General features: G+C 41.8%; 18 protein-coding genes. 12 read left to right on the top strand and 6 right to left on the bottom strand.

Annotated features, from left to right (window positions below):
* Nucleotides 1–45 precede the first annotated feature (45 nt).
* Nucleotides 46–1,401, top strand: a complete 1,356-nt coding sequence (locus HNQ34_RS09995; protein WP_183254212.1) for a D-serine ammonia-lyase — start codon at nucleotides 46–48, stop codon at nucleotides 1,399–1,401.
* 545 nt (nucleotides 1,402–1,946) lie between these two features.
* On the opposite strand, the gene HNQ34_RS10000 is transcribed toward HNQ34_RS09995, so the two are convergent.
* Nucleotides 1,947–2,348 carry a DUF3992 domain-containing protein gene (locus HNQ34_RS10000; RefSeq protein ID WP_183254104.1) on the bottom strand — a complete coding sequence of 134 codons (402 nt, stop codon included), beginning with the start codon at nucleotides 2,346–2,348 and terminating at the stop codon, nucleotides 1,947–1,949.
* A 418-nt stretch (nucleotides 2,349–2,766) separates the two neighbouring features.
* On the opposite strand from HNQ34_RS10000, the gene HNQ34_RS10005 reads away from it, so the two are divergent.
* Together HNQ34_RS10005 and HNQ34_RS10010 are read left to right on the top strand one after the other, a co-directional pair.
* Nucleotides 2,767–3,720 carry a BMQ_0737 family morphogenetic spore coat protein gene (locus HNQ34_RS10005; RefSeq protein ID WP_183254106.1) on the top strand — a complete coding sequence of 318 codons (954 nt, stop codon included), beginning with the start codon at nucleotides 2,767–2,769 and terminating at the stop codon, nucleotides 3,718–3,720.
* A 159-nt stretch (nucleotides 3,721–3,879) separates the two neighbouring features.
* Nucleotides 3,880–4,578: a TerC family protein gene (locus HNQ34_RS10010; protein WP_183254108.1), complete on the top strand. Its 699-nt coding sequence runs from the start codon at nucleotides 3,880–3,882 to the stop codon at nucleotides 4,576–4,578.
* Between the two features lie 50 nt (nucleotides 4,579–4,628).
* On the opposite strand, the gene HNQ34_RS10015 is transcribed toward HNQ34_RS10010, so the two are convergent.
* The 4 genes from HNQ34_RS10015 to HNQ34_RS10030 all read right to left on the bottom strand — a co-directional run bounded on the left by HNQ34_RS10015 (nucleotide 4,629) and on the right by HNQ34_RS10030 (nucleotide 8,366).
* On the bottom strand, nucleotides 4,629–5,351 hold the full coding sequence (locus HNQ34_RS10015; protein WP_183254110.1) for a LutC/YkgG family protein: 723 nt from the start codon (nucleotides 5,349–5,351) through the stop codon (nucleotides 4,629–4,631).
* Nucleotides 5,351–6,778, bottom strand: coding sequence for a LutB/LldF family L-lactate oxidation iron-sulfur protein (locus HNQ34_RS10020; RefSeq protein WP_183254113.1), 1,428 nt, complete (start codon nucleotides 6,776–6,778; stop codon nucleotides 5,351–5,353). The genes HNQ34_RS10015 and HNQ34_RS10020 overlap by 1 nt, the downstream gene beginning before the upstream one ends.
* 15 nt (nucleotides 6,779–6,793) lie before the next feature.
* Nucleotides 6,794–7,510 (bottom strand): (Fe-S)-binding protein, encoded by a 717-nt coding sequence (locus HNQ34_RS10025; RefSeq protein WP_183254114.1) that lies wholly within the window; start codon nucleotides 7,508–7,510, stop codon nucleotides 6,794–6,796.
* 133 nt (nucleotides 7,511–7,643) lie between these two features.
* Entirely contained in the window at nucleotides 7,644–8,366 is a 723-nt protein-coding gene (locus HNQ34_RS10030; RefSeq protein WP_183254117.1) for a FadR/GntR family transcriptional regulator, read from the bottom strand.
* A gap of 224 nt (nucleotides 8,367–8,590) precedes the next feature.
* On the opposite strand from HNQ34_RS10030, the gene HNQ34_RS10035 reads away from it, so the two are divergent.
* The 9 genes from HNQ34_RS10035 to hxlB all read left to right on the top strand — a co-directional run bounded on the left by HNQ34_RS10035 (nucleotide 8,591) and on the right by hxlB (nucleotide 18,536).
* Entirely contained in the window at nucleotides 8,591–10,270 is a 1,680-nt protein-coding gene (locus HNQ34_RS10035; protein ID WP_183254119.1) for an L-lactate permease, read from the top strand.
* A gap of 116 nt (nucleotides 10,271–10,386) precedes the next feature.
* Nucleotides 10,387–11,799, top strand: a complete 1,413-nt coding sequence (glcD, locus tag HNQ34_RS10040; RefSeq protein ID WP_183254121.1) for a glycolate oxidase subunit GlcD — start codon at nucleotides 10,387–10,389, stop codon at nucleotides 11,797–11,799.
* On the top strand, nucleotides 11,796–13,118 hold the full coding sequence (locus HNQ34_RS10045; RefSeq protein ID WP_183254123.1) for a (Fe-S)-binding protein: 1,323 nt from the start codon (nucleotides 11,796–11,798) through the stop codon (nucleotides 13,116–13,118). The genes glcD and HNQ34_RS10045 overlap by 4 nt, the downstream gene beginning before the upstream one ends.
* A gap of 319 nt (nucleotides 13,119–13,437) precedes the next feature.
* The gene (locus tag HNQ34_RS17515; protein WP_246364049.1) at nucleotides 13,438–14,736 is read left to right on the top strand and encodes a PAS domain S-box protein; all 1,299 of its coding nucleotides are present in this window, start codon (nucleotides 13,438–13,440) and stop codon (nucleotides 14,734–14,736) included.
* Nucleotides 14,737–14,768: 32 nt separating this feature from the next.
* On the top strand, nucleotides 14,769–15,782 hold the full coding sequence (locus HNQ34_RS17520) for a putative bifunctional diguanylate cyclase/phosphodiesterase (RefSeq protein WP_246364053.1): 1,014 nt from the start codon (nucleotides 14,769–14,771) through the stop codon (nucleotides 15,780–15,782).
* A 29-nt stretch (nucleotides 15,783–15,811) separates the two neighbouring features.
* Entirely contained in the window at nucleotides 15,812–16,183 is a 372-nt protein-coding gene (locus HNQ34_RS10055) for a DnaJ family domain-containing protein (RefSeq protein WP_183254124.1), read from the top strand.
* Between the two features lie 133 nt (nucleotides 16,184–16,316).
* Nucleotides 16,317–16,934, top strand: a complete 618-nt coding sequence (locus tag HNQ34_RS10060) for an NAD(P)-binding protein (protein WP_183254126.1) — start codon at nucleotides 16,317–16,319, stop codon at nucleotides 16,932–16,934.
* A gap of 404 nt (nucleotides 16,935–17,338) precedes the next feature.
* Nucleotides 17,339–17,974: a 3-hexulose-6-phosphate synthase gene (hxlA, locus tag HNQ34_RS10065; RefSeq protein ID WP_044895732.1), complete on the top strand. Its 636-nt coding sequence runs from the start codon at nucleotides 17,339–17,341 to the stop codon at nucleotides 17,972–17,974.
* Nucleotides 17,975–17,978: 4 nt separating this feature from the next.
* Nucleotides 17,979–18,536 carry a 6-phospho-3-hexuloisomerase gene (gene hxlB, locus HNQ34_RS10070; RefSeq protein ID WP_183254128.1) on the top strand — a complete coding sequence of 186 codons (558 nt, stop codon included), beginning with the start codon at nucleotides 17,979–17,981 and terminating at the stop codon, nucleotides 18,534–18,536.
* 270 nt (nucleotides 18,537–18,806) lie between these two features.
* Here hxlB and HNQ34_RS10075 read toward each other — a convergent pair whose 3' ends face one another.
* Nucleotides 18,807–19,358, bottom strand: a complete 552-nt coding sequence (locus HNQ34_RS10075) for a DJ-1/PfpI family protein (protein WP_183254130.1) — start codon at nucleotides 19,356–19,358, stop codon at nucleotides 18,807–18,809.
* Between the last annotated feature and the right edge of the window lie 79 nt (nucleotides 19,359–19,437).

Below are 19,437 nucleotides of genomic sequence, written 5' to 3' on the forward strand. Positions count from 1 at the left end.
AGTTAAAAAGAAATATGTTTTTTAGGAGTGTTTGCGATGGAACGAATGATTCATGGAAAACGGTTAAAAGATTGGCTGCAAATGTATCCGATATTAAAGTCTATCATATTATCGGAAGAAGTGTTTTGGCTGAATCCGAATTATAGGCGGTTTTCTGACGTTGTGAATGAATTGCCGTTTGTCGAGCGCGATGTGCTGGAAGCAGAAGAGCGGCTAAAACGGTTTGCGCCATTTATCGCGGCTGCTTTTCCAGAAACAAAAGGTTCAAAAGGGATTATCGAATCACCGCTTGTGGAAATCGAAAATGTCCAAAAAGAAGTAGCGGCTATGTTTCAGCAATCGATACCGGGAAAGCTGTTGTTAAAATGTGACAGCCATTTGCCGATTGCCGGTTCCATTAAAGCAAGAGGTGGGATTTATGAAGTTTTAAAACATGCAGAACAGCTCGCTCTAGCGCATGGATTGCTTTCTGTAGAAGACGACTATTCGATGTTTGCAAGCAATCCATTCCGCGAATTTTTCTCGCAATTTTCGATTACAGTCGGCTCTACAGGCAATCTCGGTTTAAGCATCGGCATTATTAGCGCCAAACTCGGCTTTCGCGTCAATGTGCATATGTCGGCAGAGGCAAAGCAATGGAAAAAAGATTTATTGAGAAAAAACGGAGTCAATGTCATTGAACATCAATCGGATTACAGCCGTGCAGTTGAAATGGGAAGAAAAGAAGCGGAAAAAGACCCGAACAACTACTTTATTGATGACGAAAATTCAACCCATTTATTTCTCGGCTATGCGGTAGCGGCTTTCCGTTTAAAAAAGCAACTAGAAGAATCGGGGATTGTAGTCGATCAAGACTATCCGTTATTTGTTTATCTTCCGTGCGGAGTAGGAGGAGCGCCGGGAGGCATTACGTTTGGATTGAAGTTAGTATTTGGAGATGATGTTCATTGCTTTTTTGCCGAGCCTACCCATTCGCCGTGCATGTTATTAGGAATGATGACAGGGCTTCATGATCAAGTATGCGTCCAAGATTTCGGGATCGATAACAAAACAGAAGCAGACGGGCTTGCGGTCGGACGGCCGTCCCGATTCGTCGGAAAAACAATTGAAAAGCTGGTGAGCGGAATTTATACGGTTGATGACCGGAAGCTGTTTATGCTGCTGGCGTTAATGAACGATCAAGAAGGAATTTCGCTAGAACCATCCGCGCTTGCAGGCGTATATGGCCCTATTCAGCTTTTGAGAGAAAAAACAACGTATATTCAGCGTCATGGGCTGGAGAGAAAAATGGAACATGCGACACATCTATGCTGGGCTACTGGCGGCAGTCTCGTTCCAATAGAAGAAATGAAAACATATTATAAGAAGGGAGCGCATTACATAAAAAACGGAAAAAAGTAACATTGCCAATAACCGAATTTTAAAAGTATGAAAGTAGTTCAAAAGTCCATTTTTTCGTGTCTTATGTATAGTTACACAGACAAGCTACACTCCCGATGCATAGTATGTAGTCACAAACAAAGAGGAAGTGAATGTTTATGGGATGCGCTTGTTGTATGACAAATTGCATAACTAGCCGGAATCAACTCGTCGCGTGTACGATCAAAGGAGTAATTCAGCAAAGTTGTCCTAGTGGTGAACAAGTCTACGTTCAATGTGTCCACCCTGTTCCAATTACTGTATCCATATTAAATACTGGTGCTCCAGGAGTTAGTTGTAATATTATTGCTCGGTTGAAAGGTCCGAGTACGACTGCTACGGTAACAATTGAACCGCTGCAACAAAAAACACTTTGTAGCGATAAAGCGACGCAACTGACTATAGAGTGCACTGGAGGTGGGGTATTAGGCAATTGCGTAGGAACGTTTGAAGGATGCATCGGAGCAGTAAATACTGCATAACTACGTAACGCCCTAATCATCATAATTAGGGCGTTTTAGATTTTATTAGTTAAGTCTATAGCGAGGAGTTACGCAAATTTCTCCTTCGAAAGTTGCTGTTGTTAGCAGAGCTGCTGGAATAATAACTTGAATTTCGTCAAATCTAGCAGCTGTGAACGTCAGGCATCCGCCTTCATCTAACGTAATAGGGCTGCCAACGACTGTTCCATTAATTAAAAATTGAACTTGAATTGGAGTATTAGGAACACCGCAGCCATATTTTACAAACCCTGATGCAAACAATGGACATTTTAAACTATTAATATAAATTGTTCGTGTAGTGGCTAAACCAGTTTGGCTCGTCGTTTTCCATTCACAGCAAACTTGATCTTGCACAAAATTTTTGTTAGAGCAACAACTAAAACAGCAATCTCCGTTTGTTTGATTACATGTACAGTTTTTACTCAATGAGGTCACCTCTACTTTTAATTAGAATCCCTTGATGACTCTAGTCTGATGACTAGGGTTTTTATTGTTTCACCTCCCAAAAATGAGGGTGCGAATAAATGAAAAATCTGTCATTTTCCCTCACTATGTTTAGTAAAAAATCTCCTGAAAGAGAGCTTTTTCTTTGCAAAGCGCTTATCATCCCTCATAAAATCCCCAGATTTAAGGTTCTATTATAGGTTAGGACTTTGCGTTTCTATATGATTTTATTAGATGCAGGTGATGGTTGTTCCGTATAGGTGATTGTTACGAATCATTGCCCATTTTTGTACGTTTGGACGCGATGTAATTCATCTATGAATTTTTTAATTACTGTAACTAAAAGGGAACAGGTGTCATAATATAAATATACCTGTAGTGGAAGGGGGGATTGAATGGCATGAATATAAACACACTTGAAAGGCATTGTATTAAAGCATTAAAAGTCTTTGATTGGGTGAATAGTGTCTTAAATATTCAACTGAAAGAAATCACGAAAATAAAAGAAGATAAGTTCGATGATTTGATTTGTTGTGATTTTCAAGTACCTTGTAATTCAAAAGTCCCCTCGACAATTTGGACAGGATTAGGCGTTGAAAACATATCAGGTACCATAAACATTGTTTTTCATTGCGGCTGTGGTGGAATAATGGATGTGATCGTAAATGGAGAAAAGCTGATCTCCCTCATAGAAGGGGCGTCGTTTTGTGCAACAATTTCTGATTTGCAATCAATAAACGTTCTTTGTCACAGTCCATCTGATCAATTAGGTTTTTGTAAAGGGGAACTAAAAATGGTTCTCCATTTTAATCCGTTTAAAAATAAAGGAAGTTGTATTGATTTAAAGAAAACAAAATGTTTTTTATCCGATAGCTGTGGAAACCCTCTTGATCCTACTGTACCGGGTTCGATCATTTGTGAAGAACTTCAAGAGGAAAATGGAAGGAAAAACGTAGGTGCCATGCTGCCAAATGGGCAGTTCGTTGTTCTCCAAAAGGTTAAAGTGTTGAAAAGGGGATTTGTAACTGTTGAGTTTTTCGATGAGAAAGGAGATATATGGAAAAAATGTACCATTCCGTTTTCCGAAATCGAAACGTTTTTCCTTTGTGCACCTATCGGAACAGTATTGAACTGTAAAATAACCGATTTTGATTGTGAAACATATATTATTCCATCGCTAGATAGCGAATGGTTTGAAATGATCATTTTTATAAAAATATGCCAAGATATAAGAATATTAGGTGAAGTAAAAATTGAAGTAGTGGGAAATTTTTGTGAACCACGTAGAGCTATAGAAATAAAAAAAACTTGTTCAGCGCCGATTCCCCCATCTCAATGTTTCTCCACTTTTTGAGCATACTTCATTTATTAAAATCTCTCGTTCACTGCACATGAACGAGAGATTTTTTTATTAAAGGGAGAGAATGTCAAGGCGGTACAAGAAGGTTGCTCTCCTTAGCTGTTTCGTATAAGATGAGAGAAGATAGTTAGTTTTTCAAAAAGGAGAAATAACATGGACGCGTTTTTGTCTTCTGAAGCGTTGGCGGCGTTAGTCAAAATTATTATGATTGATATCATTTTGTCTGGTGATAATGCAGTTGTCATTGCGATGGCGACGAGAAAGCTTCCGAAAGAGCAACAAAATAAGGCGATTTTTTGGGGGACAGGCGGTGCGGTTGTTTTACGGATTGCCTTTGCGGCGATTATTGTTTTTCTATTAAACATTCCATTTGTACATTTAGTTGGCGGGATTTTGTTGCTTTGGATTGCTTACAAGGTGCTTGTCGAGCAGGAAGAGGAAGCGAACATTGAATCGTCGGATCGCCTGTTCAAAGCAATTTGGACGATTATTGTTGCAGACGCGGTCATGAGCTTGGATAATGTTGTCGCTGTGGCAGGAGCATCGGAAGGGCATATCGGCATGATCGCCTTTGGCGTAGCGATCAGCATTCCGATTATGATTTTCGGCTCGAAAGCGATTATGGCGATGATGGAAAAATATAAGTGGATCGCTTACGCCGGCTCTGGCATTTTAGCGTGGACAGGCGGAAAAATGATGATGGAAGATGAAGGATTTGCGAGCCTTCTTCATATCCCACACGGGCCTCTTACGTATGCGATTACCGCAGGGCTAACGATTTTCGTTTTATCGGCTGGCTATATGACAAATAAAAAGGCGGAAGCGCAAGGCAAAAAAGAACGAATCGTATAATATGTGGAAAGGCTAGTATCTTCTTTTTCGAAGAGATACTAGCCTTTTTCTTATCGATCGGTGACGACGATATAAGTTGCTTTCACAGGACCGTGGACGCCGACGACTAAGTTCATTTCAATATCGGCAGAGTTGCTCGGTCCGGTAATAAAGTTGATACAAGAAGCCACTTGTTCGCCATTTTCAATTTGCTTATGAATGTACGCAGCTGCTTGCGTCATGCGCGGAACGATTGTGCTTTTTGGAATGATCGCGATATATGTTTGCGGCAAAAAGCTGACGGTCCGGCCTTTTCCACTATTGCTAAATAAAACAACGGTTCCAGACTCTGCTAATGTAATATCGCTGAAAGTAATACCGACGTTCGCTTTTTCCGCCCATTCAATATTTTTCCTGCCGGCGGAGGCGTCCCAAATATGAACATCGATCTGTTCATTTGGCCATTCGGATTGCAATAACGGCATTAATCTGTATTCCGCAAAACGCGGGTCGTTCCATGTGACAACAGGTCCGCCACCATATTGCGCTACCGTTTGTTTAAGCGTTGCGGCAAGAGCGTCAGCAGTTGTCGCCACAAAATCGGTATGAATGCGGGAGCATTGCGATTTCAGCACTTCGAGCAAATCGTCTTGGCTATATCCTTGAAAAACGGTCCATTGCGGTTGATGTTTCCAAGCAGGCCGCGATACTGCCGATGTGCGCGGTTCGCGCCCCAACCTTTTGGCGATCGTCTGTAGAAAGGTGTCGCGGTTATGAATCGCTCCGTTTGCCATTATTGCTCTCCTCCTTTCTTATGTTCACGAAACCAGTCGCGGAATCGTTCTTTATTTGGCGCAGGAAACTCGCGAATTTCCGTCCAAGCTTTTAACGGGCCAATTCCTTTTGTGATGCGCTGATCGGCCGTGAACGGCTGGAGCGCACTTGGAGCTACTTTGGAACCGAATTTGTAAAGCAGCGATGAAGCGGCACCTAAGCCGAATGCTTTCATTGCTAATTTTTCGGAAATTGGTGCTTTTCCTTCTCGCTCAACGATCACTTGCCGATGCTTGAGCAACAACTCATGAAGCGGGATTTTGACGGGGCAAGCTTCCGTGCAAGCGGCACATAACGTTGATGCATATGGAAGTTCTTTATAATCATCGTATCCTCCAAGAAGCGGTGAAAGGACAGCGCCGATCGGACCGGAATAAATGGATCCGTATGAATGTCCGCCAATGTGGCGATAAACAGGGCAGACGTTGACGCAAGCCGCGCAACGAATGCATTGCAATACCGATTGAAATTCTGTTCCGAGAATATCAGAACGACCGTTATCGACGATGACTAAATGAAACTCTTCCGGGCCGTCGACATCTCCTTCGTCGCGCGGACCGGTTAAAACGGTGATGTAGCTTGTTAATTTTTGACCAACGGCGCTACGTGTGAGCAAGCTGACGAGCACTTCCATTTCTTCAAATGTCGGTACAATCCGCTCCATACCCATAACGGTAATTTGCGTTTTTGGTAAGGCAGTGACTAAATCGGCGTTGCCTTCGTTTGTTACGAGTGTGATCGATCCGGACTCAGCAATGGCGAAGTTACAGCCGGTAATGCCGATATCGGCTGTTAAATATTCATTTCGCAACATTTTCCGGGCGTGCGATGCAAGCTCTTCTGGTTTTTCTGTTTTGTCATAGTCTAATTTTTTCCGGAAGACGTCGCGAATTTGTTCTTTATTTTTATGAAGGGCAGGCGCGACAATATGCGATGGAGGATCGTGATCGTCAATTTGCAAAATGTATTCGCCAAGGTCGGTTTCAATCACTTCACATCCAGCCGCTTCTAGCACAGGATTCAAATGAATTTCTTCCGTCACCATTGATTTTGATTTCACAATTTTCTTTGCGTTCTTTTTGATGACAACATCACGAATGTATTGATTAGCTTCTTCCGCTGTTTGCGCAAAAAACACATGTCCACCGCGTTTGGCAACGTTTTCACTTAATTGCATTAAATAATAATCGAGATGTTCTAACGTATGCTGGCGAATTTCTTCTCCAAGCGCGCGCCATTCTTCCCAGTTGCCGAGCTCTGCTGCAGCATCGAGCCGTCTTGTTCGCAACCGTTCTTGTGCTCCGGCGACAGCTCCGCGCATAAATGAGTTGTTAATTCCTGTTTCTACGCGTTCATGGAACGGGTCTGTTCCAATTTTCATTGACATTTTTATCACCTCCATTTAACGGCTATTGAGCACTTCAGCGATATGCATCACTTGAATTGGTTTTCCTTTACGCTCAATGCGCCCGCCGATGTTCATTAAACAACCGCAATCCGCTCCAATTAAATAATCAGCTTCGGTTTCTTCGATATGCCGGATTTTTTCATCTACCATTTGTTCGGAAATCGGCCCCATTTTCACGGAAAATGTGCCGCCAAACCCGCAACAGTTATGGGCGTTCGGTAACGGCATCACTTCTAACCCTTCAACATGTTTTAACAGTTGAAAAGGCGCATCTTTGACGCCAAGTAAGCGAGTCATATGGCAAGAAGTATGATAGGTCGCCCGTCCTTTTAATTTAGCTCCGACATCCTCGATTTTCAGCACTTCTACAAGAAACTGCGTTAATTCGTATGTTTTCGCTGCTAGCGCTTTCGCTTTTGGTTCCCATTCAGGATCACCTTTAAAAATGTGTGGATATTCTTTAAACATCGTGGCGCAAGAACCGGAAGGAGCGACGACATATTCCGCATGTTCAAACGTGCGAATCATATGTTTCATCGCTTCTTTTGCTTCTTTTACATAGCCGCTATTGTAAGCGGGCTGGCCACAGCATGTTTGCGCCTCTGGAAATTCAACTTCGCAACCTAACCGTTCTAGCAGTTCAACAGTCGCTTTTCCAACGTTTGTGTGAAACAAATCGACTAAACAAGTAATGAATAACGTGACCTTCATGTTCCCTCTTCCCCCTTTGTTTACAAAATGTACGGCTAGCGTCTCGACAAGTCAGCTGGTCATCAGATGACTTTGTTCATAATTATATAACAATTTCGCAAAAAAGAAAGCGCCTAATTGTTTAAGCAGGCGCTTACGAGGACAAAATATATTTTTTGAGTACTCTTTCTACGTTAGATAAATGCTGAAGCATGCGCTCTTGAGCCGCATCGGCATCCCGATCTTTAATCGCTTCAAAAATTTTCATATGTTCATCAAGAAGCTGTTCGCTTGTCGCTTGTTTAGAGAAAAGCCAGATTCTGCGCGTCTCCCGCATTGTTTCAATCATCATTTCGGATACGTTGTTCATCAAACTGACTAAAATCGGGTTTTGTGATGCGGTGGCAACAGCCATATGGAATAAAAAGTCTGCTTTTTCCCCAAGTTCTTCATCTCCGACGTCGATTCCTTGTTTCATTTGCTGAAGAGCGTATTGCATCGCTTCTAAATCTTTTTCTGTCCATTTTCGTGCAGCCACGCCGGCTGCCCCGACTTCTAGCAGTTTGCGAACTTCTACTAAATGGGCAATGTCTTCTTTTTTCATAAGAGCGGCAACAGAGATAGGAAACGAAAGCATCACTGGGTCAAATTCACGAACGTACGTTCCTTCTCCTTGTTTGAGTTCGATTAGCCCCATCGCTTTCAGAGCCGTTAGCGCTTCGCGAATCGCCGCACGGCCGACTTGGAAATTTTCTGCGAGCTGCTGCACCGAATCTAGCTTATCGCCAGGTTTTAACACTCCAGTTTTAATCATATCAAAAATGGCTTCTGCTACTTCTTCGTAAATTTTTTTTGGCTTGATTTGTTTATATTCCAAAAAAGGTCACCTCATACCGTAAAAAACTCATGATAGTTTATTATACAAAAATTTTGACCATAAGGCAGTGAAAGAAATTTCGAAAAATTTTCTTTTTTTGTATTGTTTTTTTTTTAAAGTGGTCATATAATTTGAGTCAGTAGTAATTATCATACGGTCATCAGATGACCTAATTATTATTTAGGGGATCACACGGTTAAACAAAAGGGGAGGTTTTTTTGAGTATGCAGTGGAAACAAGATTTTACGCCAATCGCTGATAATTTGGCATTATCGGCAGTCATTGCTCTTATTCCGATTTTATATTTCTTTTGGGCGTTAGCCGTGAAGCGGATGAAAGGGTATATGGCAGGATTAACTACATTGCTTGTTGCGTTGGTTGTGGCTGTAATCGCTTACAAAATGCCGGTTGGAATGGCTGTCATGTCCGTGACGCAAGGAGCCGTTTACGGGTTGCTGCCAATCGGATGGATTATCATTACGTCTGTGTTTTTGTATAAATTAACCGTGAAAACAGGGCAATTTGATACGATTCGCAACTCGGTGTTGTCGATTACGGAAGACCGGCGTTTACAGGCATTGTTGATAGCGTTTTCATTCGGAGCGTTTCTTGAAGGGGCAGCCGGATTTGGAGCGCCGGTCGCGATTTCCGCGGCGTTGCTTGTTGGTTTGGGGTTTCATCCGTTATATGCAGCTGGAATTTGTTTAATTGCTAATACGGCGCCTGTTGCGTTCGGGGCGATCGGGATTCCGATTACAGCAGTAGCAGGTCCGACCGGCATCCCGGCTATGGAAATTTCAAAAATGGTCGGTCGCCAGTTGCCATTTTTATCTGTATTTATTCCGTTTTACCTAGTGCTTATTATGGCTGGATGGAAAAAGACAGTGGAAGTATTGCCGGCGATTTTAGTATCGGGAATTTCATTTGCCATTACTCAGTATGTCAGCTCGAACTTTTTAGGTCCTGAGTTGCCAGATATTTTATCGGCGTTAGTTTCATTGGTTGCATTAACGATTTTCTTGAAAGTTTGGAAGCCGAAAACGATTTATCGTTTTGCATCGGAAGCTCATTCGGAAGTAGCGGCAGCGGTTCAAGTGCAAAAAACGCATACGAGCGGCGAAGTATTGAAAGCATGGTCTCCGTTTTTAGTGTTAACCGCTTTCATTTCGATTTGGGGAATTCCGCAAGTCAAAGCGGCATTGACGGGGCATTATGAAGGAACGAACAGCATATTGAAAGCGCTCAACACATTAGGACATTATTTCACATTTATGCCGGAAGTTCCTGGGCTAAGCAATAAAATTATCGGTGCAAGCGGTCAGCCAATTCCGGCTGTATATAAATTGGAAGTGTTAGGGGCAGCTGGAACAGCGATTTTGTTGGCAGCGATTGTGACGAAATTTATTGTAAATATCTCTTGGAAAGAATGGACAGCGACATTTGGTGAAACGTTAAATGAACTGAAGTTTCCGATTGTTACGATTGCTTCTGTTGTTGGTTTTGCCTATGTAACAAACGCTTCTGGTATGAGCACAACACTCGGTATGACATTGGCAAAAACAGGTTCGCTCTTTGCTTTCTTCTCGCCGTTCCTCGGCTGGTTAGGGGTGTTTATTACAGGTTCAGATACGTCGTCCAACTTATTATTCGGAAACTTACAAAAAGTTACTGCCACTTCAATCGGAATGGATCCTGTCCTTGCGATTGCAGCAAACTCATCCGGTGGGGTCGTCGGAAAAATGATTTCGCCGCAATCGATTGCAGTTGCTTGTGCAGCTGTAGGTTTAGCCGGCAAAGAGTCGGACTTATTCCGCTTTACGATTAAGCATAGTATTTTCTTAATTATTTTGATTGGCATTTTGACATTTTTGCAATCGAATGTTTTATCGTGGATGATTCCTTAATTTTTTTAGAAAAAGGGCGTTCATACATAGAGGAACAATGGTTTTCTCTATGTAATGAGTCCCTTTTTCCCTTTAGATGCATATTAGGAAAAGTGCAAAGGAAAGGATGAGAGCCGTTGATTTCAGAAAAAGTAAAACAATCGTTCATCCGTATCGTTGGTTCTGAGAATTACGATGATTCGAAAGCAGGAAGGCTTGTCTATTCGTACGATGCCACTCCGCAGTTTCAGTCGCTTCCTGATGCGGTCATTGCGCCAAGGAATACGAAAGAAGTTTCCGAGATTGTGAAAATTTGCAATGAGCATCGCATTCCGCTCGTTCCGCGCGGTTCCGGCACGAATCTTTGCGCAGGAACATGTCCAATTGAAGGCGGAGTCGTACTCGTTTTTAAACATATGAACAAAATTTTAGAAATCGATGAAGAAAATTTGACGGTAACGGTTCAACCGGGAGTGATTACGCAAGATTTGATCAAGGCGGTGGAGGAGAAAGGGCTGTTTTATCCTCCAGATCCGAGTTCGATGAAAATTTCCACAATTGGCGGCAATATCAATGAAAATTCCGGCGGATTGCGCGGTTTAAAGTACGGAGTAACCCGTGATTATGTGATGGCGCTGGAAGTTGTGCTGGCGAATGGAGATATCATTCGGACAGGCGGAAAATTAGCAAAAGATGTGGCAGGATATGATTTAACGCGCTTGTTTGTCGGTTCGGAAGGCACGCTTGGTGTTATTACCGAAGCAACGTTAAAGCTGATTCCGATGCCAGAAACGAAAAAAACAATGCTTGCCCTTTATCAAGATTTAGAAGCAGCCGCTCGTTCGGTTTCCAAAATTATCGCTAATAAAATCATTCCAACGACGCTTGAATTTCTTGATCAGCCAACGCTTGCAGTGGTGGAAGATTATGCGCGGATTGGGTTGCCGACCAATGTAAAAGCCGTTCTTCTCATTGAACAAGACGGACCATATGAAGTAGTAGAGCGCGATATGAAGAAAATGGCGGAAATTTGCCAAGAAGAGCAAGCCGTGTCTGTACAAATCGCTCGCTCAGAAGCGGAAGCAGATGCGCTTCGTACAGCTCGACGTTCCGCTTTATCAGCACTTGCTCGATTGAAACCGACTACGATTTTGGAAGATGCCACAGTGCCGCGCTCGGAAATTGCCAAAATGGTTAAAGCGATCAATGAAATTGCTGAAAAATACAACGTGAAAATTTGTACATTTGGCCATGCTGGAGATGGAAATCTCCATCCAACATGTCCGACAGATGTGCGCGATCGCGAAGAAATTGAACGGGTTGAAAAAGCGTTTGAAGAAATTTTCGCCAAAGCGATTGAGCTTGGCGGCACGATTACAGGAGAGCATGGCGTCGGTGCGATGAAGGCTCCTTACTTGGAATGGAAGCTAGGCAAAGAAGGGATCGAGGCGATGAAGGCGATCAAGCAGGCTTTAGATCCGAATGGCATTATGAATCCCGGGAAAATATTTGCGAAAAGTGAACGCAAACGTGTGGTGGTGACGAGATGACAACAGCAAAAGAACGAGCAACTATTCAGCAACAATTCCAAACAAGAATGAATGAAGACGAACTGATGAACTGCATGCGCTGCGGATTTTGTTTGCCGACATGTCCGACGTATATCGAATCTGGATTTCAAGAGTCACATTCACCGCGAGGGCGTATCGCTCTCATGAAAGCCGTTGTGGACGGGTTGATTGAACCGGACGAAGATGTTGAGCGATCGCTCAATATGTGTCTTGGCTGCCGAGCATGTGAACCGGTTTGTCCTTCCGGCGTCCGTTACGGCCATTTACTTGAAGAAGCGCGTGATATTATTGCACAAAATAAAAAGTACTCTTTATTTGTTCGAATCATTCGTAAAATCGTTTTTAGCGGGCTGTTTCCGCATCAAAACCGCATGCGCCTATTAACAGCGTTGGTCGGTTTTTATCAGCGTTCTGGACTGCAATCGCTCGCACGCCGGTTCGGTCTATTAAATCTGCTGCCGCGCCATCTTACAACAATGGAAAAAGTGCTGCCAACGGTGCCGACATGGAAAGAAATGAACGACCGTCCGAAGCAGCTTACACCTCAAGGAATAAAAAAACGACGTGTTGCTTTCTTTACAGGATGCTTGATGGATACGATGTTTATGAAAACAAATGATGCAACGATGGAGCTGTTGCAACGAGCAGGATGCGAAGTGGTGATTCCTCCTGCGCAAGCGTGCTGCGGGGCGCTACATGGCCATGGCGGGGAAAAACATCAAGCAAAAGAACTAGCGAAGCGAAACATCGAAGCGTTCGAACAATTGAACGTTGACTATATCGTGACCAATGCAGGCGGGTGTGGGGCGTTTTTAGTAGAATACGATCATTTACTGAAAGATGATGCTGATTGGGCGGAGAGAGCGAAAGCATTTACTAGAAAAATAAAAGATATTTCGGAAGTTTTAGTGGAATTGAATTTTCATGAGACGAAATTAAAAGTAAAACCGCAAGTTGTGACATATCAAGATTCTTGCCATTTGCGCAATGTGATGAAAGTAGCCAATGCTCCAAGGCAGTTGTTGCAAGCAATAGAGGGAGCGGAATTTCGCGAGATGAAAGACGCCGATCGTTGTTGCGGTTCGGCTGGTATTTATAATATTGTGGAACCGGAAATGTCGATGCAAATTCTTGATTATAAAATGCAAATGGCCAAGCAGACGAAAGCGACGACAATCGTCACTGCCAATCCAGGTTGTCTTTTGCAAATGAAGCTGGGAATTGAAAGGGAAGGACTGTCTTCTCATATGCGTGCGGTTCATATTGTCGATTTTCTTTTAGAAGCATCAGGGGAATAAAAAATTTTGATTTCCATGAGTATGAAATTATTGAAAATCGGGCAAAAATAATTATGTAAAGTTTTCCAAGTATTCCCCCGATCCCCTATAATTATGTGGAAACCCCTTCGAATTTCGAAGGGTTATTTTTTTTGAAAACAAAAAACTCTCTCTATAATTTTGAACGATTTTCAATAAAATTAACATGATTGTTCGGCCAAAAATCCGTTATAATAAAATGGAAAATGTCAAAGTATGTCGAAGAAATAGGGCGGATGAGGGGAGAAGTCTGCCTATCATTCAGTTTATAATATATAATAAAAAACTCATGGTGAGCGCTATGTTATCTAAAACGATCGAATATATGATATTCATAATCGTTATTCTACTGATCATCATGTTTGTGCAGCATCAAATGAACCGGCTGATTCAAACGAAATTAAAGCTGTCGTTGTTTCAAATAGCGCAGCGGTTGACGACGGTTTTTTATATCTTTATTTTTTTGCTATTAATAGGTGGATTTTGGTACGTTAACCATTTGGAACAAGTTAAACATCAAGAATATGAACGATTTTCGAAATATTTTACAAGAGTATTTGCGTCGGAGCTAATGCAAATGAACCATCATTTGCTTAATGATTCGACAAGCGAAACGAATGATACGTATATTCGCATTTTGCGTGCGATGACCCGCTGGCAGCATGAACATCCGGAAGTGCTCAGCATATATACATTGAAAAAAAGCAAAGATGGGAACAATTATTTTGTCGTCGCGCCAGCAACAGATTACAATCGTAACGGAAAAATTGATGGAAAAAAAGAACAACTTGTACCGATCGGAACAGTGTATAAAGAGCATATCCCAGAATTAGAGAGGGCGTTTCAAGGAAAATTCAGCATGGAAAAAGAGCCAAATTCGGATCAATGGGGAGAAAGCATTAGCGCCTTTTATCCGATATTCGATCAAAACGGAAAAGTCGATGCGGTATTTGGCATTGATTATAATGCAAACGAATATAAAGCACAGATTGAGCGTGAGCGCAATAAAGGAATGGGGATTGTTTTTCTTGTGTTTCTTGTAAGTTATATTCTTTATTTATTGATTGTCTATATCCGGTTGGAAAAGATATTGTTTAGAAAATACAGGGAAGAATTGGAGATTAGCCAGCATCGGTTTAAGCGGCTATCCGAAGTATCAATGGAAGGGATCATTATTCATTCGGAAGGAAAAGTATTAGAAGTGAACGAGGCGGCGTGCCGGTTGTTTGGCTATACGGCGGATGAATTGATTCATATGCCGATCAAAGAACTTGTTGCTCCTGCTTCGTTGCAGGATTTAAAAACATCTCTTGGTGAAGAAGATATGCATGAAATGTATTTGCGGAAAAAAGACGGGGCGGTGTTCCCTGCGGAAATTCTTCGCCGTGAATACGAATACTATTCAAAAAAAGTCAATGTGACAGCGATCCGCGATATTACAGAGCGAAAAAAGCATGAAGAAAGAATGCATTACATTGCTTTCCATGATGATTTGACAGGATTGCCGAATAAAGAACTACTGCATCGAGTGTTGACGGAAAAAATAGAAGAAGCGCGCAGCCAACGGACAAAAAGGCAATCGGCGAAGAAAACATTTTAGGAAGATGGGGAGGCCATGAATTTGTTTTAATTTTGCCTTATATTGAAAAAGAAGAACAAGCGAAAGAGCTTAGCTATCAACTGATTGAAATGATGGAAGACCCGATCATTGTGAACGAACAAGAATTTTTTATGACGTTGAAAATGGGAATCAGCCTCTATCCGAAAGACGGCGATGATAGCAAGACGTTAATTCGCAAAGCCGATATTGCTAGATACGAACTTTCGAAAAAAGCGATTAGCCAATTTCGCTTCTTTGAAAAGCAAATGAACCGGACGATTCATGAAAAAATCCAGATGGAGCGGGAATTGCGAAAGGCGCTCGAGTCAGGAGAATTTGAGCTTTACTACCAGCCGCAAATTCAGCTAACGACAGGGCAGGTCGTCGGAATGGAGGCGCTTATTCGCTGGAATCACCCGGAGAAGGGCATGATTCCCCCGAATAAATTCATTCCAATTGCTGAAGAAACAGGGCTCATCATTCCGATTAATGAATGGGTGATGGAAACGGCATGCTGCCAAACGAAGCAACTTTTAGATCAATATCCATTTTTATCGGTCTCCGTGAATTTATCACCGTATGAATTTGAAAGCAGGCGGCTCGTTTATAAACTTGTCAAAATACTTGAAAAAACGAATTTACCGCCGCATTGCCTCGATGTAGAAATTACGGAACGAATGACGATGGACACGGAAAAAGCGATTCCGATTTTGAAGCGGCTGAAATTGGTTGGCGTCACGATTAGTATTGATGATTTTGGGACGGGGTATAGCTCTTTAAGCTATTTAAAAAAATTACCGATTGATCGGCTGAAAATCGACCGTTCGTTTGTCCAAAATATTCAAGAGGAAAAAGAAGCGGTTTTACCTGCCATTATTTCACTCGGGCATAATATTGGTGTGAAGGTGTTGGCAGAAGGGGTAGAAACAGAACAAGAAGTCGCTTACTTGAAAGAAAAGCAATGTGATGAAGTGCAAGGCTACTATTATGCTAAACCGCTTCCTTATCACGATTTAGTGAAATTTTTAGAGGAACATAAAAAATGAAAAACTACGACCGTTAAAGGTGGATAAAAATGGATATCATTTGGAAAATTGCTGAAGAAAAAATACGCGAGGCGATGGAAAACGGGGAATTTGATGACTTGCCCGGCTTTGGGAAACCGCTCGAGATCGACGATTTGTCACATATTCCGGAAGAGTTGCGCATCGGCTACTTGATGTTAAAAAATGCTGGCTACGTTTCTGAAGAAGTCAATTTGAAAAAAGAGCTGATGACAATAGAGGATTTGCTTCGTTGTTGTGAAGATGAAAAAGAAAAAGAACAATTAATGCGCAAACTGAATGAAAAATTAGTGCGTTGGAATGCGTTGATGAAGAAGCGAAATAAAACTAATTCGGTTGCATTGAGGGAGTATCAACAGAGAATTGATGATAAATTCAGATAATTATATTCAAAATTGGAGATTCGCATATACTAAAGCTTACTGTTTTAAACAGTAGGCTTTTTTATCAATTATCAGTTAAAGAGATTTGATTTATAAATGACCCGTCGAACAAATAAGGAGTGATAAGTAAGAGATGAGCTATCCAATTATGTTAGATATGACGAATAAACAAGCCGTTGTCGTTGGTGGTGGAAAAGTGGCGGAACGAAAAATACGCGGTTTAAAAGAAGCAAATGCGAACGTTGTTGTGGTTGCTCCAGAGATAACAGAGTACATTCAACAGCTCGCTGATGAAGGAGCGCTCGTTTGGCGGAAAAAATATTTTTCACCGGACGATGTGGAAGATGCATTTTTAATTATTGCCGCAACGAATAACCGAGAAGTAAACAAAGCGGTGGCCCAAGCAGCCCAGCCATATCAGTTAATTAACGTTGTCGATACATCGGCACAATCTAACTTTTACGTGCCATCGATTGTAAGGCGTGGCAAGTTAACGATCGCTGTTTCAACAGAAGGGGCAAGTCCGACATTGGCGAAAAAAATAAGTCGGGAAATCGCCGAAATGTATGACGAAGACTATGGGAACTATATCGATTTTCTTTACGAGTGCCGGCAATACATTTTGCAGAATGTGGGTGACTCACACAAAAAACAGCAGCTCCTTCAAGCCATCACCGATGAGGAGTTTCGAAAGGGTGCAAATTGGGAAAAGGAATTTCAGAAGTTGTTTGAGCAGGTTATGGGAGAATGACTCAGTAAATTATATAAATACAACTGGGAGGTTTAGCTTATGGACTCGCTATTTTTTCGACTGTCGGCGGCAAGTGTGTGACTTGCCTTCGTCACGCCTTCGCGTGACAGAGGACCGAACAACCAACCGCTTCACAGACAAATGCATTTGTCTGGAAGCGGTGTTGTTCGGTCACCCGACAGTCGAAACATACCGATTACTCCATAAAAGCCGAAAACGTTAAAGTTCCAAATTGCATTTATATAAACCAATAGTATATTTTTTGTCACTATGTAAAAATAAAGTGCGTACTTTCGAAAATAAATCATACATAGTATACTGATCGCTGTACAAGCAATAAAAAATGCAAGAGACACGAATGCTTGTGCAACAAACAATAAACTTTTATTAGGGGGGAAGAGTTCATGGAACTACAATTAGCATTGGATCTTGTAAACATTCCAGAGGCAAAGAAGCTGGTGAAAGAAGTTGAGGAGTATGTGGATATTGTAGAAATCGGCACACCGGTTATTATTAATGAAGGTCTTAGAGCTGTTAAGGAAATCAAAGAAGCGTTCCCTAATTTAACCGTTCTAGCCGATTTAAAAATTATGGATGCAGCCGCATATGAAGTCATGAAAGCATCCGAAGCCGGCGCTGACATTATCACGATTCTTGGAGCTGCCGAAGATATGTCAATCAAGGGGGCTGTAGAAGAAGCGAGAAAACAAGGCAAAAAAATCTTGGTTGACATGATCGGTGTGAAGAATTTAGAAGAGCGCGCTAAAGAAGTGGATGCGTTTGGCGTAGACTATATTTGTGTACACACAGGATACGATCTTCAAGCAGTCGGAAAAAATTCTCTTGAAGATCTTCTAACAATTAAACGTGTCGTGAAAAACGCGAAAACTGCTATCGCAGGCGGCATTAAATTAAACACGTTGCCAGAAGTGATTAAAGCAAAACCAGATCTTGTTATTGTAGGTGGCGGTATTACTGGACAAGAAGATAAACGCGCTGTAGCTGCTGAAATGAAAAAAATGATCCAACAAGGTGAATGAAGCTATGCAGGCTACACAATATTTAGCGGAAATCATACAAGAGTTAAATCGTACAATAGATTTAATAGCTGATAAAGAAGCTGAAAAACTGGTAAATGGAATTTTGGAATCAAAGAAAATTTTTGTCGCTGGCGCAGGTAGATCTGGATTTATGTCCAAATCTTTTGCGATGCGAATGATGCACATGGGGCTAGATGCCTACGTTGTAGGTGAAACCATCACTCCTAACTTGGAAAAAGATGATATTTTAATCATCGGATCCGGTTCAGGAGAAACGAAAACGTTAGTTTCTATGGCTGAAAAAGCAAAACGATTAGGTGCAACAGTAGCGCTTGTCACGATTTTCCCTGAATCGACCATTGGACAACTAGCAGATTTCACTGTTAAACTACCGGGTTCACCTAAAGATCAATCGGATAATGGATACAAAACTATACAGCCAATGGGATCACTATTTGAGCAAACCCTCTTATTATTTTATGATGCGATCATATTGAGATGTATGGAGAAAAAGGGATTGGACTCCAATACGATGTTTAAAAGGCATGCCAACCTTGAATAGCCGTAAGGAGTCCTAGTCAAAATTTTAAACTAATTCAAGTCATTGATCAAACTGATTTTTAAAGAACAAAAAGACCGCAAAGAGCTCCCTTTAAGGAAAACTTTGCGGTCTTTTCATTAGATGATGTGAAGTATGAAGATTTCTTATCTTTTCGTGAGAATACGCGTCATGACCGATCTAAACATAATAAAAACTATTTTATACCAGCGCAACATGTTGTTTAAATCAAAAAGGCGTCCCCATATAGGAGAGCGCCTTGGCAAAATGATTTTATTTGTTTAACAACTTAATAAATTCGCGCATAAACGCTGGTAAATCTGGCCATGCATGAGCAGATACGAAATTGTCATCAACATGAGTTGGCTCAGATACATAGTTGGCGCCAATCGCTTCCACACCTGGCTTGCAGGCAATGTATGCTGTCATGCTGCGCCCTTTCACGACATCAGGAATGGTTTCGAGCACGAGCGAAGCGTGGCAAATCGCTGCTACTGGCTTGTTAGCCTCAAAGAAATGACGTACGATTTTTGGTAAGTTTTTATCGAGGCGGATATATTCTGGCGCACGTCCTCCCGGAATAACGAGCGCATCGTATTGTGTTGGGTCGATGTCTGCAAATGATGCATGCGCATCAATGAGATAGCCCGGTTTTTCCACAAAAGTATCCCAATCAGCGAAATCGTGAACAACTGTATGCAGTTTCTTTTTCTTTGGTGCAGCGATTGTAACCTCAAATCCTTCCTCTAACAAACGGTAGTACGGATAATACACCTCTAACGCTTCGACTGCATCTCCTGTAACAATTAACACTTTTTTGCTCATTTTGAACAACCTCCTCGCGATTGTAATTATAGGAAGGAAAATGTGCTCTTTTCTTAAAAGGCATCTATATGACAAGTCT

Origin of the sequence: Anoxybacteroides tepidamans (genome assembly GCF_014201465.1) — a bacterium.
In the GTDB taxonomy this organism is placed as follows: Bacteria; Bacillota; Bacilli; order Bacillales; family Anoxybacillaceae; genus Anoxybacteroides; species Anoxybacteroides tepidamans.

Excerpts from the sequence above, each read along its gene's own strand:
- HNQ34_RS10075 (WP_183254130.1), bottom strand. The coding sequence starts at position 19,358 with ATGAGCAAAAAAGTGTTAATTGTTACAGGAGATGCAGTCGAAGCGTTA.
- hxlB (WP_183254128.1), top strand. The coding sequence starts at position 17,979 with ATGCAGGCTACACAATATTTAGCGGAAATCATACAAGAGTTAAATCGT.
- HNQ34_RS10025 (WP_183254114.1), bottom strand. The coding sequence starts at position 7,510 with ATGAAGGTCACGTTATTCATTACTTGTTTAGTCGATTTGTTTCACACA.
- HNQ34_RS10015 (WP_183254110.1), bottom strand. The coding sequence starts at position 5,351 with ATGGCAAACGGAGCGATTCATAACCGCGACACCTTTCTACAGACGATC.
- HNQ34_RS10010 (WP_183254108.1), top strand. The coding sequence starts at position 3,880 with ATGGACGCGTTTTTGTCTTCTGAAGCGTTGGCGGCGTTAGTCAAAATT.
- HNQ34_RS10005 (WP_183254106.1), top strand. The coding sequence starts at position 2,767 with ATGAATATAAACACACTTGAAAGGCATTGTATTAAAGCATTAAAAGTC.
- hxlA (WP_044895732.1), top strand. The coding sequence starts at position 17,339 with ATGGAACTACAATTAGCATTGGATCTTGTAAACATTCCAGAGGCAAAG.
- HNQ34_RS10035 (WP_183254119.1), top strand. The coding sequence starts at position 8,591 with ATGCAGTGGAAACAAGATTTTACGCCAATCGCTGATAATTTGGCATTA.
- HNQ34_RS10045 (WP_183254123.1), top strand. The coding sequence starts at position 11,796 with ATGACAACAGCAAAAGAACGAGCAACTATTCAGCAACAATTCCAAACA.
- HNQ34_RS10020 (WP_183254113.1), bottom strand. The coding sequence starts at position 6,778 with ATGTCAATGAAAATTGGAACAGACCCGTTCCATGAACGCGTAGAAACA.
- HNQ34_RS17515 (WP_246364049.1), top strand. The coding sequence starts at position 13,438 with ATGTTATCTAAAACGATCGAATATATGATATTCATAATCGTTATTCTA.
- HNQ34_RS10060 (WP_183254126.1), top strand. The coding sequence starts at position 16,317 with ATGAGCTATCCAATTATGTTAGATATGACGAATAAACAAGCCGTTGTC.
- HNQ34_RS10055 (WP_183254124.1), top strand. The coding sequence starts at position 15,812 with ATGGATATCATTTGGAAAATTGCTGAAGAAAAAATACGCGAGGCGATG.
- HNQ34_RS09995 (WP_183254212.1), top strand. The coding sequence starts at position 46 with ATGATTCATGGAAAACGGTTAAAAGATTGGCTGCAAATGTATCCGATA.